General features: G+C 60.9%; 18 protein-coding genes. 10 read left to right on the top strand and 8 right to left on the bottom strand.

Going from position 1 to position 12,900, the window contains the following annotated elements; all coding sequences use genetic code 11:
• Positions 1-2: 2 nt before the first annotated feature.
• Together HHL09_RS16865 and rpsU are read right to left on the bottom strand one after the other, a co-directional pair.
• Complete coding sequence (locus HHL09_RS16865) at positions 3-320, bottom strand: hypothetical protein (protein ID WP_169455787.1); 318 nt, start codon at positions 318-320, stop codon at positions 3-5.
• Positions 321-493: 173 nt separating this feature from the next.
• Positions 494-754 carry a 30S ribosomal protein S21 gene (rpsU, locus tag HHL09_RS16870; protein ID WP_240963646.1) on the bottom strand — a complete coding sequence of 87 codons (261 nt, stop codon included), beginning with the start codon at positions 752-754 and terminating at the stop codon, positions 494-496.
• Between the two features lie 139 nt (positions 755-893).
• On the opposite strand from rpsU, the gene HHL09_RS16875 reads away from it, so the two are divergent.
• From HHL09_RS16875 to HHL09_RS16900, 6 genes are all read left to right on the top strand, one after another.
• The gene (locus tag HHL09_RS16875) at positions 894-1,367 is read left to right on the top strand and encodes a peroxiredoxin (protein WP_240963647.1); all 474 of its coding nucleotides are present in this window, start codon (positions 894-896) and stop codon (positions 1,365-1,367) included.
• A 73-nt stretch (positions 1,368-1,440) separates the two neighbouring features.
• Entirely contained in the window at positions 1,441-1,863 is a 423-nt protein-coding gene (locus HHL09_RS16880; protein WP_169455789.1) for a hypothetical protein, read from the top strand.
• An 18-nt stretch (positions 1,864-1,881) separates the two neighbouring features.
• A complete protein-coding gene (gene recR / locus HHL09_RS16885) occupies positions 1,882-2,481 on the top strand; it encodes a recombination mediator RecR (protein ID WP_169455790.1) in 600 nt (199 codons plus the stop codon).
• A gap of 39 nt (positions 2,482-2,520) precedes the next feature.
• A complete protein-coding gene (locus HHL09_RS16890) occupies positions 2,521-3,396 on the top strand; it encodes a class I SAM-dependent methyltransferase (RefSeq protein ID WP_169455791.1) in 876 nt (291 codons plus the stop codon).
• A 125-nt stretch (positions 3,397-3,521) separates the two neighbouring features.
• The gene (gene lipA / locus HHL09_RS16895; protein ID WP_205760868.1) at positions 3,522-4,535 is read left to right on the top strand and encodes a lipoyl synthase; all 1,014 of its coding nucleotides are present in this window, start codon (positions 3,522-3,524) and stop codon (positions 4,533-4,535) included.
• A complete protein-coding gene (locus HHL09_RS16900; protein WP_169455792.1) occupies positions 4,532-4,969 on the top strand; it encodes a hypothetical protein in 438 nt (145 codons plus the stop codon). The genes lipA and HHL09_RS16900 overlap by 4 nt, the downstream gene beginning before the upstream one ends.
• 52 nt (positions 4,970-5,021) lie before the next feature.
• Here the strand turns inward: HHL09_RS16900 and murA are convergent, their stop codons facing one another.
• The 4 genes from murA to HHL09_RS16920 are packed head-to-tail and all read right to left on the bottom strand — an operon-like array spanning position 5,022 to position 9,013.
• A complete protein-coding gene (gene murA, locus HHL09_RS16905; protein ID WP_169455793.1) occupies positions 5,022-6,290 on the bottom strand; it encodes a UDP-N-acetylglucosamine 1-carboxyvinyltransferase in 1,269 nt (422 codons plus the stop codon).
• A gap of 23 nt (positions 6,291-6,313) precedes the next feature.
• On the bottom strand, positions 6,314-7,162 hold the full coding sequence (prmC, locus tag HHL09_RS16910; protein ID WP_169455794.1) for a peptide chain release factor N(5)-glutamine methyltransferase: 849 nt from the start codon (positions 7,160-7,162) through the stop codon (positions 6,314-6,316).
• 24 nt (positions 7,163-7,186) lie between these two features.
• Positions 7,187-8,323 carry a M20 family metallopeptidase gene (locus HHL09_RS16915; RefSeq protein ID WP_169455795.1) on the bottom strand — a complete coding sequence of 379 codons (1,137 nt, stop codon included), beginning with the start codon at positions 8,321-8,323 and terminating at the stop codon, positions 7,187-7,189.
• 60 nt (positions 8,324-8,383) lie between these two features.
• The gene (locus HHL09_RS16920; protein ID WP_169455796.1) at positions 8,384-9,013 is read right to left on the bottom strand and encodes a YiiX/YebB-like N1pC/P60 family cysteine hydrolase; all 630 of its coding nucleotides are present in this window, start codon (positions 9,011-9,013) and stop codon (positions 8,384-8,386) included.
• Between the two features lie 97 nt (positions 9,014-9,110).
• On the opposite strand from HHL09_RS16920, the gene HHL09_RS16925 reads away from it, so the two are divergent.
• Complete coding sequence (locus HHL09_RS16925; protein ID WP_169455797.1) at positions 9,111-9,596, top strand: DoxX family protein; 486 nt, start codon at positions 9,111-9,113, stop codon at positions 9,594-9,596.
• A 203-nt stretch (positions 9,597-9,799) separates the two neighbouring features.
• Here HHL09_RS16925 and HHL09_RS16930 read toward each other — a convergent pair whose 3' ends face one another.
• Entirely contained in the window at positions 9,800-10,024 is a 225-nt protein-coding gene (locus tag HHL09_RS16930) for a hypothetical protein (protein ID WP_169455798.1), read from the bottom strand.
• A 15-nt stretch (positions 10,025-10,039) separates the two neighbouring features.
• Positions 10,040-10,492 (bottom strand): hypothetical protein, encoded by a 453-nt coding sequence (locus tag HHL09_RS16935; RefSeq protein WP_169455799.1) that lies wholly within the window; start codon positions 10,490-10,492, stop codon positions 10,040-10,042.
• A 90-nt stretch (positions 10,493-10,582) separates the two neighbouring features.
• On the opposite strand from HHL09_RS16935, the gene HHL09_RS16940 reads away from it, so the two are divergent.
• From HHL09_RS16940 to HHL09_RS16950, 3 genes are read left to right on the top strand one after another with little or no spacing between them, the layout of a single operon-like run.
• Positions 10,583-11,059, top strand: a complete 477-nt coding sequence (locus HHL09_RS16940; protein ID WP_169455800.1) for a GNAT family N-acetyltransferase — start codon at positions 10,583-10,585, stop codon at positions 11,057-11,059.
• A gap of 36 nt (positions 11,060-11,095) precedes the next feature.
• On the top strand, positions 11,096-11,875 hold the full coding sequence (pyrF, locus tag HHL09_RS16945) for an orotidine-5'-phosphate decarboxylase (RefSeq protein ID WP_169455801.1): 780 nt from the start codon (positions 11,096-11,098) through the stop codon (positions 11,873-11,875).
• Positions 11,876-11,905: 30 nt separating this feature from the next.
• The gene (locus HHL09_RS16950) at positions 11,906-12,835 is read left to right on the top strand and encodes an MBL fold metallo-hydrolase (protein WP_169455802.1); all 930 of its coding nucleotides are present in this window, start codon (positions 11,906-11,908) and stop codon (positions 12,833-12,835) included.
• Positions 12,836-12,900 lie beyond the last annotated feature (65 nt).

Consider the following 12,900-nt stretch of genomic DNA (forward strand, 5'->3'; position numbering starts at 1 on the left):
GCTTAGCCCGGAAGATTTCGATCCAGCCTGCTGAGGCAAACTCTCCGATAGATCCGATGAGCCGCCGCAATCATCAGGCTGGCAGGTGAGCTGAGGGACCAAAGCAGGTTCTGCAGGGGCATGGGAGATGCCGCGATGATGAAAAGCGGAGCAACGAGGAGAGCCGCGATCGCAATGATGAAGAACAAATTGGCAAGCATGCCGTGGAGTCTGATCGCACGGCTGAGCCTGTCGTTCTCGATCGGTTTCGCGTCGGCTATCGGATCTGCCGGCTGATAGGGACCGTCTCCATCAAGAATGTCGGCCTTTTTTCCCCTCATGGGATGACCAATGCCGTGGATCCCGTTTTTCGTCTTCCAAGGCAGCGTTGCTCTCAATTTTTCCGCGGCTGATAAAAGAAGCTCACAGGAGTCCGGGTAGGGCTTCTCCGGAAAACAAAAACGGACGCCTTTGGGGCGTCCGTCCTGCTTCTGACTTCTAGGAAAGGATGTCTTCAGGCCTCGGCGGCAGCAGCGGCGGCTTCTTCAGCCTTGGCGCTCTGAGACGGGCTGGTGTAGCGCCAGCGCACTTTGTGGCGCTTCGGAGCGGTACGGGCCTTGCGGATCTTGCGTGCGGCGGGGGACTCGAAAGCGCGGCGGCGGCGCATTTCCTCGAGGATGCCCTCGGTGTCCAGTTTGGTCTTGAGGCGCTTCAGGGCACGATCAACGGGCTCGCCCTTTTTCACCACTACTCCACGCATGCTACGGTCGCTCATTCGGTTCGAATCTTGTTTTCCTAGAAGTCGGGGCGCGGAAGCTATGAGGGAGCCGCTCACCTGTCAATCCGGGAGTTGGCGATTTTCACGGGCTTTCGGAGGGCTTGATTGTCGGAAAATGCGGGCCAGTTTCGCGCCCGTGAAGCCCGCCATTGGTGATCCCGCCCCCCTGTTTGCCGCCCCGGTCGCGGGTGATGGCTATGCCGAAGACGCCACTGTCTCCCTCGCCGATCTCCGTGGCGAGCGGGTCGTGCTGGTCTTTTATCCCAAGGACGACACCCCGGGCTGCACCAAGCAAGCCTGTGCTCTCCGGGACAGCTGGGACGGCGTGAAGTCGCAGGCGAAGATCTTCGGAGTGAGCGTCGATCCGGTGAAAAAGCACCGAAAATTCATCGCCAAATACGAGCTGCCCTATCCTCTGATTTCTGATGAGGATCAGTCGATTGTAAGTGCCTATGGCGTCTGGGTGGAAAAGTCGATGTATGGAAAGACCTTCATGGGCACGGAGCGGACCACCTTCCTCATTGGGGCGGATGGCCGGATTGAGACGGTTCTTGAGAAGGTATCGCCTGAGAAGCATCTGGAACTCCTTCAGCAGGCCTTGGGGTGTTGATGATCCCTCCAATGCTATTGAGCTTTCCCCGGCGGAAGTCTTAGTCTCCGCCCACGTCCCCATGTCGAATTCCTTGTCCAAACCTCCCGCTCATCCCGGAGCCGCTCTTCTGGCGATTGCGGGAATGTCGCTGGTGGTGGCTCTGGCCTTGGAAATTATGGGCCTTTCCCGGAAATTCGATGCGCTGGTTTCGCAGTGGATCTCCGGCTCCGGTCTCGGCGGCGAATTTCGCCAGCTTCCCTCCTACGCCGTATGGCTGTGGGTGATTCCCTTGGTTTTCGGCCTCGCGGCAGGGATGCTGGGTTCTCGGGAAAATTGGCGACGTGCCGTGCTCTGGTCCACCACGCTGGCGCTTACCTTGGCATGGATTCCAGTCCTTGCCTTGGCCGGCTACAAGGCCACGGTGACGATGCCCTTTGGCGCGCTGGTATGGTGTGGCCTCTGGTCGATGATCTACGCCACCCGTCATCAGGAGCCCGGTGACCAACCTGGCTGAGATTTCTTTTCCTTTCGAATGGCACGCATCGAATATCCCGAGGCCGTCGGCCGTTTGGTGGAAGAACTCCGCCGTCTGCCCGGTGTCGGCCCGCGTAGCGCCGAGCGTATCGCCATTTGGTTGCTCCAGAGTGCGAAGGCGGATCCCTTGGCCCTTGCCCGGGCTCTGGAAGTCGCCAAAGAGGAAGTCATCGCCTGCTCGAATTGCGGCTTTTTCGCTACGGCGGAGCGCTGCGCGATTTGCTCCGATCCCTCGCGTGAGTCGGTAATTTGTGTGGTCGAGCAGGCGACGGACGTGCTGCCGCTTGAACGCTCGGGAGCTTTCAAAGGCCGCTATCACTGCCTTGGGGGCAAGCTTTCGCCACTGGATAACGTCACTCCGGATGACCTGCGAATCGGGTCACTGCTCCGCCGGATCGAGGAGGAAAAGGTACCCGAGGTCATTCTCGCTCCTGGTTCCGATGTGGAAGGTGAAGCCACCGCCAATTACATCGCCGGCATGCTGCGCGGCCGCTGCCACGTCACCCGGATCGCCCAGGGGCTGCCGGCAGGCGGCGGCTTGGAGCATGCGGATGCCTTGACCCTTGCCCGGGCTCTGGAAGGCCGCCGGGGCCTTTGATTCTTCCGCTTTCTTTTCTTTCTATCGTATTCTTTCTCCATGCCCACTCCTCCCCGCAAGCGCCCGAACTACCAAGCGAAGAAGGCATGGCAACGCCCCGGCCCGCCGCAGGGAAAACCGCCCTTCAAGTCTTCCGCACCGCGAGGCCCGAAGAAAGAGCAGGGCTGGGACCAAGTGGCGGGTTGGTATGACAAGCTCGTCGGAGAGCGCGGCTCGGATTACCATCGCAATGTTATCCTGCCGGCTGCGATGCGGCTCTTGGCTCCGGCGCCAGGGGAAAAGGTTCTCGATCTCTGTTGTGGCCAGGGTGTGCTGATCCCGCTGCTGCTGGAAGCAAAGGTGGGAGGCGTGACTGGCGTGGATGCCAGCCCGCGGTTGATCGAGTCCGCCAAGGCCCGCTTCGACCGTGAAAAGCGCGTCGAACTTATGGTGGCGGATGCTTGTGCGCCAGGCCCGTGGGCCGATGGCTCGCATGATGCGGCCGCCTGCATCATGGCGGTGCACGACGTGCCGGATCTCCCCGCGATGGCGCGGCAGCTTGCGAATGCGTTGAAACCGGGTGGGCGTTTCGTGGCGATTTTCATGCATCCCTGCTTCCGCATTCCGCAGCAGGCGCATTGGGGCTGGGATGAGGGCCGGAAGCTTCAATTCCGTCGCGTGGACCGCTATGGCGTACCGCAGGAAATCCCAATCGTCACACATCCGGGGCAGGGCGGGGGAGACACCACCACCTTCTACCATCGCCCGGTCGGGCAGGTGCTCACGGCTTTTGGGCAGGCGGGTCTGGCCGTCGAAGTTTGCGAGGAGCTTTTCAGCCACCGTCGCTCCCAGCCCGGGCCGCGGGCGAAGGGGGAAAACCGCGCGGTGCAGGAGTTCCCTGTGTTCATGGCGATCCGCGCGGTGAAGCTGCCTTGATCCGGTAAGGTTTTGACCGAAGCGGGCAGCGGAAGCGGTGGTGCCCGTCTTTTTGCCAGAGGCTCCGGTTTGGCGGGATTTTTCCCCTTTCCCCGGGGGGAAGAGAGTCCTAGTTTCCCGCCCACATGAGCGGCTGCCACGGTCCCCAGATGAAGATGGATCCCGGTTTGCACCAGGACAAGAAGCCTTCCTGGATCAAGGTTCGGCTTCCGAACAACCCGGTGTTCTGGTCGACCAAGTCCCTCATTACGGACCTCAAGCTGGTGACCGTATGCGAGGAGGCGCAGTGCCCGAACCGTTGGGAATGCTGGGGCCAAGGAACGGCCACCTTCATGATCGCGGGTGAGAAGTGTACCCGCGCCTGCGGCTTCTGTGCGGTGAAGACCGCCAAGCCTGATGCGCTCGAATCGGATGAACCTTTCCGCGTGGCCGAGGCCACGCGCCGCATGAAGCTCCGCCACGTGGTGATCACCGCGGTGGCCCGTGACGATCTTCGCGATGGGGGTGCCCAGCACTTCCAGCAGACCATTGAGGCCGTGCGCGCGATGAATCCCGGCATCGTGATCGAGGTGTTGGTTCCTGATTTCAACGACCGCGACTGGGCTCTTGAAATGGTGATGGAAGCCCGCCCGCACATCTTCAACCACAACCTGGAAACGGTGGAACGGCTCACGCCGCTCGTCCGCTCCCGCGCCAAGTATCACCGGAGTCTCGCCGTTCTCAAGAAGGCGAAGGCCATGGTGAATGGCAAGGTCGCCACCAAGAGTGGTATCATGCTTGGGCTCGGCGAGCAAAGGGACGAAATCCTGCGCGCGATGGATGACCTTCTCGCCGCGGATGTCACCGTGCTGACGATGGGCCAGTATCTCCGTCCGACACCGCGCCATTTGCCGGTGGTGGAATACATCGAGCCTGCCGCTTTCGATGAGCTGAAGCAGATTGCATTGGAGAAGGGCTTCCGCCACGTGGCCAGCGGCCCGCTGGTCCGCAGCTCCTATCATGCGGCCGACTTCCGCCCGGAGCTCGACATCATGGATGAGATCGAGAAGACGGCGCCGTCCCATGGACTGGATCTCCAGCCGGAGGATCTGCCGATTCCGGCGGCTCGTCCGGCACTGGTGAAGGCTTCGGTGGCGTGAAGAACAAACGCCTCGCAGTCGGCTGCCTGATCATGCTGCTCGCGGGAGGCCCCGGGCTTGGCTTCATCGGGTGGATGATATTCGGGAATCACTCGCGCTACGTCACGGGTGCCAAGGACCATGAGTTCGCGGATCCCAGTGCGGGGCCGATCGACTACTACGAGAATCGCAATATCTCCGGCCTTCAGGTGGTGACCTACGCCGTGGCCGAGGACGAGTTCAAGCCCTTCGCCGAACGTCACGGCTGGAAGCTGGAATGGAAGCCGGAAGGGGCGATCATCCCGACTCCTGCAGCATGCGCGGCGGGAGACTTCTCGTTCAAGCCACTGGGTCCCTGTTGGTACTATGAAGATCGTAGGAGCAATGGCGGAGGTATCTCCGTTGCCTTTGTGCCCGGGTCTTCAAGGGCCTACATTTACAAGACCAGTCGCTAGGCTGCCCGGCAAAAGAAAAGGCCCGCGGTAGTGCCGCGAGCCTTTGCCAGGACTACTCCCGCACGCGCTCCACGTGGGCACCGAGGGCGAGGAGCTTTTCATCGATGTGCTCGTAGCCGCGGTCGATGTGATAGAGGCGGCGGATTTCGGTCGAGCCCTTTGCCGTCAGGCCTGCGAGGACCAATGCAGCGGAGGCACGGAGGTCGCTGGCCATTACCGGAGCGGCGCTCAGTTTGTCGACGCCCTTGATCATTGCCTTCCCGTTCTCGACGGTGATGTCGGCACCCATGCGCTTGAGTTCGGCGCAGTGCATGAAGCGCTGGGGGAAAATCGTGTCGACGACAATGCTGGTCCCGGGAGTCGTTGCGAAGAGCGCGGTCATCTGCGCCTGCATGTCGGTCGGGTAGCCGGGATAGGGCTCGGTTACGATTTCCGCGGACATCGGGGTGTCGCCACGGTGAATCGTGCAGGCGTCGCCCACGTCGTTGAAGTGCACCTGATGCCCGGCCTTGCGGAGGGTATTGGTGATGGCGACGAGATGTTCGTGGCGGATCCGGCGCAGGGTCACGCCTTCGCCAGCCAAGGCGGCGGCGGCCATGAAGGTGCCAGCTTCGATACGGTCCGGGATTACGTTGTGAACGCAGCCCTTCAGCTTCTCGACGCCTTCGATCGTGATCACCGGCGTGCCGGCTCCGGTGATCTTCGCGCCCATCGCGTTGAGGAAATCGGCGAGATCCACGACCTCCGGCTCGCAGGCGGCGGAGGTGATGGTGGTGATGCCTTCCGCGAGGGTTGCGGCCATCATCACGTTGTCGGTGCCAAGCACCGTGGGGCCACTGGTGCCGCAAAGATCGATCGTTGCACCCTTCAGGCCATCGGGAGCGGAAAGGATGACATTTCCTCCCTCCATTTCAGCCTTCGCGCCGAGCGCTTCGAGGCCGCGAATATGGAGATCCACCGGGCGGTCACCGATCACGCAGCCGCCAGGGAGAGCCACCACGCAGCGGCGTTTGCGGGCCAGCAGGGGCCCCATCACGCAGACGGAGGCGCGCATGCGGCGCACGATGTCGTAGGGAGCTGTATCCGTGATATCGCTCGCGGTCACGCGGACCGTGCCGGAGAAGCGTTCCACATCGGCACCCAGACCCGTGAGGATCTGGACCATGTAGTTCGTGTCCGAAACATCGGGAACCCGGCGGATCACGCAGTCTTCGTCCGTGAGCAGGGTGGCGGCCAGAATTGGCAGCGAGGCATTTTTCGATCCCGAAATCGTGATCGCCCCGTGAATCGGGGTGCCGCCGTGAACGATGAGCTTATCCATGTGGGAAATCGAAATCGAGGTAACTAGACTGCGGAGCGCCGCGCCGTGGGGAAGCGGGCAATGCCCGAGAGATCCTTCAGAGTCAAGAGGTCGGTGAGGCCTGCGGTTTCCAGCAATGCTTCCGTCTGCGCAGCTTGGTCGATGCCAATTTCCAGCGCAAGCCATCCGCCCGGCAGCAGTCGCTTCGCGGCTTCGGGCACGAAACGGCGGATTACGTCGAGCCCGTCCGGTCCACCGAATAGCGCCAGATCGGGGTCGTGCTGCACCTCGCGGGAAAGCGTGGGCCGATCGACTTCCGGAACGTAGGGGAGATTCGCGACGATCAAGTCGAACCGGGTGTCTCCCAAGGCCGAGAAGAGATCGCTCTCCACGAAATCCACATTCGTGATGTCAAGGCGTTGGGCATTCTCCTTCGTGAGTGAAAGAGCTTCGGGCGAAAGGTCGGCGAGGGTGACCCGGGCCTCGGGATTTTCTGCTGCGAGGGTAAGGCCAAGGATTCCGCTGCCGCAGCCCATGTCGAGGATGCGGGCTCCGGCGGGCAGCTTTGCATTCTTAAGAAGCCACTCGGCGAGTTCCTCGGTCTCCGGGCGGGGAATCAGAGCGCGGGAGTCTGTTTTGAAATCGCGGTTGTGGAACTGGACGATGCCCAGCAGATGCTGGATCGGCACGCCATCGCCGCGGCGTTTCAGGAGGTCCCGGAGGGGGACCAGATCGCCCTCATCGAGCGGCTGGTCGAAGCGCAGGTAGAGGTCCATGCGCGTGCAGGAGAGCTGGTGAGCTACCAGCATCTGCATGTTCCGACGCGCGTCCTCGATGCCTTTCTTGGTCAGGTAAGCGGTTCCTTTGTCGAGGGTCTCAAGGACGGTGGTCATCAAGCGAATGCGAAAAAAACAGGATCAGGCAAGGGAGCGCACGAAGTCGGCGAAGAAGGTGGCACCTTCCTCAAGCGCGGCAACGTCAATGAACTCGTCACAGGTATGGGCTTGGTCGATCGAGCCGGGGCCCATGCACACGGAGGGAACCCCGGCGTTGGAAAGATGGGCGGCATCTGAGAACCACGGGGCACCGACCGGTTTCGATGCGGCTCTGACTGCCTCAATGCGGTGGATGTAGGGATGGGTCGCCGGGATTTCCATCGGCGGATTTTCGTGCGCGCGGTCGATTTCCAAGGGCAGGCTCAAGCGGGTAATCGTCCGCTTCAGGAGGGCCAGCGCGCCGCCGGCATCACGCAGCGAGGGCGTGATGCGGATGTCGATTTCCGCTTCCGCAAGATCCGGCACGATGTTCGGTCGCGAGCCGGAACGAAGCACGCCGACATTGATCGTGGACCGACCCAAGACCGGGTGAAGGTAGCGGGCCAGTTCTTCGGAAAGTTCCCGCTCCAAGACATCGAGGGCGCGTGCCAGCTTCATTGCTGCATTCTCGCCGCGTTCGGGCTGTGAGGAGTGAGCGGCCTTGCCGGTGGCGCGGAGCGTAGCCCAAAGGGAGCCCTTGGTGGTGTGAACGATATTCAAGGAGGTCGGCTCGCCGACGATGGCGAAGGCGTAGTCGTGGCCATGGTGCTTCGCGAAATCCTTCGAGCCCCACTGGCTGGATTCCTCGCCCATGAAAGCTACGAAATCGACGGCGATCGGGAGCTCCTTGAGAATCGCGGCATTCTCCTTCAGGCCCCAGAGCATTGCCGCCATCGGGCCTTTCGTGTCGGAGGCACCGCGGCCCCAGAGGCGGCCGTCGCGGACTTCCCCACCGAAGGGATCGATGGTCATGCTGCCGACCCCGACGGTATCGAGGTGAGGGCCGAGCAGGATGCGCGGCCTGCCATCGCGCGGGGCGAAGCGGGCGATCAGGTTCGGGCGGCCGGGCCTGATTTCCTCCAGAATCACTTCGGCGCCAAGATCCTCCAGCCAGCCCTTCAGATACCCGGCCAGTTCCGCCTCTCCGACCCGGTCGGTTCCGGGCGGATTGTCCGGATTGACCGAAGGGATGCGGACAAGCTGTTGGAGAAGTTCGACGACACCGGTCACGGGCGTCATTGGAAACTCCCGGGCCCGTTTTCCAAAGTCCAAATGTGGGAGATGAGGCAGGAAATGAACTCAGCCCTTCTGCACCGGGACTTCCTCGAGAAGGGGTGAGTCGGCGAGATCCCCGGGGGAGACGACGGGTTCTTCCTTCGGGAGCTTGTCCTTGGAGCCGTAGCGTTGATCGATGACCTTTTTGACCTCAGGGGCATCCAACTTGTAATCTTGGAATCGGCGGGTGGCACAGAGTTCCACACCGGCTTTTTTGAAAATCTTCCAGACCAGCTCCGAGCAGTAGAGGGTTTTGTCGTCCCAGCGGAAGTGGAGATCGTAATCGAGACCGACTTGCTTCTTGCCCCATTCCTTGGCGTCCGAGATCGCTTCGGAAGAGAGCGGGGTTTTGAGGCGGCGAACCTGGAAAGTGCCCGGGACGCTGCGCTTCCGGAACTCGTCAAAGGAAGTCACTTTCACCGGTTGCACCGCTTCCAATACCTTGAAGCTGCCGGCTTCCTCGAACACCACGCCACAATGGGTATAGCGCGAGCCGGTGGCTGCTTGGATCGCTTCGGCCTGTTCACCGGCGGTGCATTGGAAGACGACGTCCCCGGTCTTCAGGGAATAATCGCCCTCAGCTTGGGCTCGTAGGCCCGGAAATGCGAAGATGAGGGCGGCAAAAAGGAAAAGTCCGGCGGGCTGGCAGGGCATGGCGCGAATTCTACATTCAGAGGGTTGCGGCGGCAAACGGGAGGGTGAAGTTTTTAGAAGCTTGGCAAATTTATTAAAAGACCTTAATTAATCGCCCGTGCCTGCCCAGAAACCTGCTGAATATTCCGCCTACCTCGCGCTCGCCTTGCGGGTGGGATTGGGCGCGTATTTTGCTTGGAGCGGCTGGGTGAAGGTCTTTCAGACCGGCTTGGACGAGTTCACGCGTGCCGTGGGGAACTACAAGATCGTGGTTTCCCCGTGGGATGCGGTGATTGCCTACATGATCCCTTGGGCCGAAATGGTCATCGGGTTCTGCCTGATCGTGGGGCTCTGGAAGCGCGGTGCCTTATGGGCGCTGGCGGGATTGGTGGGCGTCTTTGCGTTCGGAGTGGGCCAAGCTTGGGTGAGGAATCTCAATATCGCCTGCGGCTGCCTGGGGAGCCCGGATGGTCCCCAGATGAACTACACGATCAAGTTCGTTGAGTTCGGCGGGTACTGGCTGGCGATCCTCCTGATCTGGTTTTTGGGCCGGAAGGGATCCGGGCATGTTTTCGGAGGAAAACGCCTCAAGCTGCCAAGCTGAGGAGCGCCTGTTATGCCTGTTAAAACAGGGAAAATAACAGGCGCCCGGGAGGATTCCGCAGCCGGTTGATCCGGTCGATGAGGTCGTGAAGAAGCCTGCCACGACCGGAGACTATCAAAACGGCGCCTCCGGGAAACTCATGTCAGTGGTCCCCGCTGCCAGCATACCGAGTGGATGTGAGCTCCGACCTTCCGAAAGGCGGTCTAGCCTATCGGTCGGGAATACTTGAGGTCGGGGATATCGGTCGGCACCGGCTGGTCTTTGTCTTCACGCTCAAGCTCGATCATTGATCCTTCCATGACCTTGAATTGAATTGTCGCAGGGGCTGCTGCGGTTTGCCGGGAGGGGGATTTCACCAGCAGTCCGACAACCAGTGCGGACTGGAGGAGGACGAGAATGAGTAGCAGGGGAATGACTCGGGAGTTCATGAATGGAGGTGAGGCTCAGCTTACACTGCGGAAGACTTTCCCGGGAGGGATGTCGGTGGGTCCATTTCGCCATTTGGCTTTCTCTTTCTTCAGTTCGATGGTCCACCGGAGGCCCTTGGCATTGATTTGAGCCGGAGATGTCCCGGGCTCGCCGCGCAGGACTTCCCACAGGAGTTCCACGGAGCCATTGTCTCTAACTTGTTTGAGTTGAATGCTTCGGATTGCCTCCTTCGCCGGGTTTCCGTCCTTCGCGATGGAGCTTTCGACCACCAGGAGTCCTTGGTTGCCGCGCGGATAGGTTCGAACGCGGAGCCGTGAATCCCCGAAGTCTCCGGCCACTCCAAACGCAGTCTCGGGAGAGATTTCGATGTTCCGAACGATGGCCTCCGCGAAACTCTGGAGTTCCGCATTGTCCATGTTTTTCCACAGCAGCGTGTCCGCCTTTGCTGGAAGGGCTAGCGCTGTCATGAGGAGAGCGAGGATGGGCCTGATCATATGACTCCGCGATTAACATGTGGAAATCGGCGGGGCGAGGATTCTAAGGTGTCGTTTTAGCCGATGATCCCCCGTGATTTTGAACTCCAGGCTGCGGATGAGAGCGATGCCGAGCCGATCTATGAGCTCTACAAGGAGCTCTTCCAGAATCACATCGATCAAATCTGGGGTTGGGATGAAAACTGGCAGAAGGAGAACTTCGCGAAGGAGTGGGAGGAGGCCCGGACTTGGCGGATCGATTCCCAAGGACAGCTTTCGGGATATCTCCAGCTCCGGGACGAGGCCGACTTCATGTATGTCCTTTCGCTCGGTATTCTCCCCGCGTTCCAAGGTCGCCGGATCGGGCGCGTGATCATGCGGTCCCTCCAGCAGGAAGCGGCCGGGAAGGGACTTCCATTGCGGCTTTCCGTCTTCCGCACGAACCCGCGGGCTCTTTCTTTCTATCAAGGACTTGGGTTCCGGGTGACGGAAGAAACCGAGGCCTTCCAACGCTTGGAATGGCTGGAGGAGGCGGCGGGTGGAACCGCGAGCCGAGGTTAGAATTGCCGCCCGCCGGGCCAGTGCTAAAAGCGCGGGATGCGATACAGCGAGCGACTGCAGGCTAGGATCGAAACCACCGGGTCCCGCCTTTGCGTGGGTCTCGACCCCCGGCCGGGTGCGGATGGCATCGAGGCCGTGCCGGATTTCCTGAAGCGTGTGGTCGATGAGACTTGGGAGCATGCTGCGGCCTTCAAGCCCAACATTGCTTATTTCGAGGCCATGGGCCTGCGTGGCCTCCACATCATGGAAGACCTGTTGGGCGAAATGCCGAAGGAAGTCCCGGTTATCCTTGATGCGAAGCGCAGCGACATCGGCGAGACGCAGAAATACTACGCCCATAGCTACTTCGCCCATTGGAAGGTGGATGCAGTGACCTTGAATCCTTTCCTCGGCTACGACTCCATCGAGCCTTTCCTGAATTGGGAAGGAAAGGGGATCTACCTGCTCGCCGTGACCTCAAATCCGGGATCCGCGGATTTCCAGCGCCAGACCTTGGCGGATGGGCGTTCCATTTTCGAACTGGTGACCGCGCTTGGTGAGCGAGCCAAGGGCCTGCCTACCGATGTAGGCTATGTCGTTGGCCTGACGAACACCGCAGGTGTGCTTCCCAAGATTCCGGATGCCCCGCTGCTGATTCCTGGTCTGGGTGCTCAAGGTGGGGATTTGGCGGAATTGGCTGCCGCAGGGCGTTCTGCACCGGATGTCATCAATGTTTCGCGCGGAGTGCTTTACGCCGATGACGGGTTCAGTTTCGGAGAGCGTGCAAAGCGTTGGGCGGAAAGGATTGCCACGTCCTATCACGAGTCGGTCGCGTGAGGCACGATCCACGCTAGCTTTGGCACGACGATGCTGAGGAAACGCGACTATCCGAAAACGGGGCAGGTGAGCGCCCACTATTCCGGCCTGCTGCCTCAGAAAGGCTGGCCCGGGCGGAATTACAAATTTTTCCGGCATCGGATCGTCCCCGGCATTTTCTCGAAGCGTGGAGGTCTCTCGCAGGATCCGGTTCTAACCGTGCCGGACAATGGCTGCGTCCGGGTAACCTGGGTGGGGCATGCGTCCTTCCTGCTGCAATTCGCGGATCACTCGGTGATGGTGGATCCTAACTGGGCGCGCTGGCATGGCTTCGTGAAGCGACTGCGCGAGCCAGGTCTGCCGTTGAAGGCGATTCCGGAACTGGATCTGGTGCTGGTGAGTCATGCGCACTTCGACCACCTGCACAAGCCGAGCCTGAAGGTCCTACAGAGTCGCGGGGGTATCGTGGTGCCGCGGGGCAGTGCGAACCTCGTGCGGAAGCTGGGATTCCCGGCTGTCCACGAGATGAAGGTTTGGGATGCGATCGAGTACAACAACATGAACGTGATCCACACCCCGAGCCATCACTGGGGTGCGCGTTACCTGCATGACATTCATCGCGACTACGGCGGTTATCTGGTAGAGTCCGGCGGCAAGAGCGTCTTCCACTGCGGGGATAGCGCTTGGTTCGATGGCTTCGCGGAGATCGGCCGGCGCCATCAGAACATCGACGTGGCCCTGATGCCGATCGGTGCCTACGACGCGCCGAGCGGTCGTGATGTGCACCTCAATCCCGAAGAGGCGGTGCGGGCCTTTGCGGAGCTGGGTGCCAAGGTGATGATCCCGATGCACTACGGAACCTTCCCGCTGGGGAACGAGCCGATCGGGGAGCCGGTGGAGCGTTTGCTGATGGAGGCGGACCGCTTGGGCATCAGTGAGAAGATCCTGATTCCCGAAGAGGGGGTTGGGATCGAATGGTGAGCCTTTTCGCTTCCGAGGGCTTACTTGAGGGTCGAGTAGAGATTTGAAAATTAGTGATTTATGTC

This window comes from Luteolibacter luteus, from assembly GCF_012913485.1.
Lineage (GTDB): Bacteria > Verrucomicrobiota > Verrucomicrobiia > Verrucomicrobiales > Akkermansiaceae > Haloferula > Haloferula lutea.

Coding starts and splice junctions, on each gene's coding strand:
- HHL09_RS16865 (WP_169455787.1), bottom strand. CDS start 320: ATGAGGGGAAAAAAGGCCGACATTCTTGATGGAGACGGTCCCTATCAG.
- rpsU (WP_240963646.1), bottom strand. CDS start 754: ATGAGCGACCGTAGCATGCGTGGAGTAGTGGTGAAAAAGGGCGAGCCC.
- recR (WP_169455790.1), top strand. CDS start 1,882: ATGGCACGCATCGAATATCCCGAGGCCGTCGGCCGTTTGGTGGAAGAA.
- HHL09_RS16890 (WP_169455791.1), top strand. CDS start 2,521: ATGCCCACTCCTCCCCGCAAGCGCCCGAACTACCAAGCGAAGAAGGCA.
- lipA (WP_205760868.1), top strand. CDS start 3,522: ATGAGCGGCTGCCACGGTCCCCAGATGAAGATGGATCCCGGTTTGCAC.
- murA (WP_169455793.1), bottom strand. CDS start 6,290: ATGGATAAGCTCATCGTTCACGGCGGCACCCCGATTCACGGGGCGATC.
- prmC (WP_169455794.1), bottom strand. CDS start 7,162: ATGACCACCGTCCTTGAGACCCTCGACAAAGGAACCGCTTACCTGACC.
- HHL09_RS16915 (WP_169455795.1), bottom strand. CDS start 8,323: ATGACGCCCGTGACCGGTGTCGTCGAACTTCTCCAACAGCTTGTCCGC.
- HHL09_RS16920 (WP_169455796.1), bottom strand. CDS start 9,013: ATGCCCTGCCAGCCCGCCGGACTTTTCCTTTTTGCCGCCCTCATCTTC.
- HHL09_RS16930 (WP_169455798.1), bottom strand. CDS start 10,024: ATGAACTCCCGAGTCATTCCCCTGCTACTCATTCTCGTCCTCCTCCAG.
- HHL09_RS16935 (WP_169455799.1), bottom strand. CDS start 10,492: ATGACAGCGCTAGCCCTTCCAGCAAAGGCGGACACGCTGCTGTGGAAA.
- HHL09_RS16940 (WP_169455800.1), top strand. CDS start 10,583: ATGATCCCCCGTGATTTTGAACTCCAGGCTGCGGATGAGAGCGATGCC.
- pyrF (WP_169455801.1), top strand. CDS start 11,096: ATGCGATACAGCGAGCGACTGCAGGCTAGGATCGAAACCACCGGGTCC.
- HHL09_RS16950 (WP_169455802.1), top strand. CDS start 11,906: ATGCTGAGGAAACGCGACTATCCGAAAACGGGGCAGGTGAGCGCCCAC.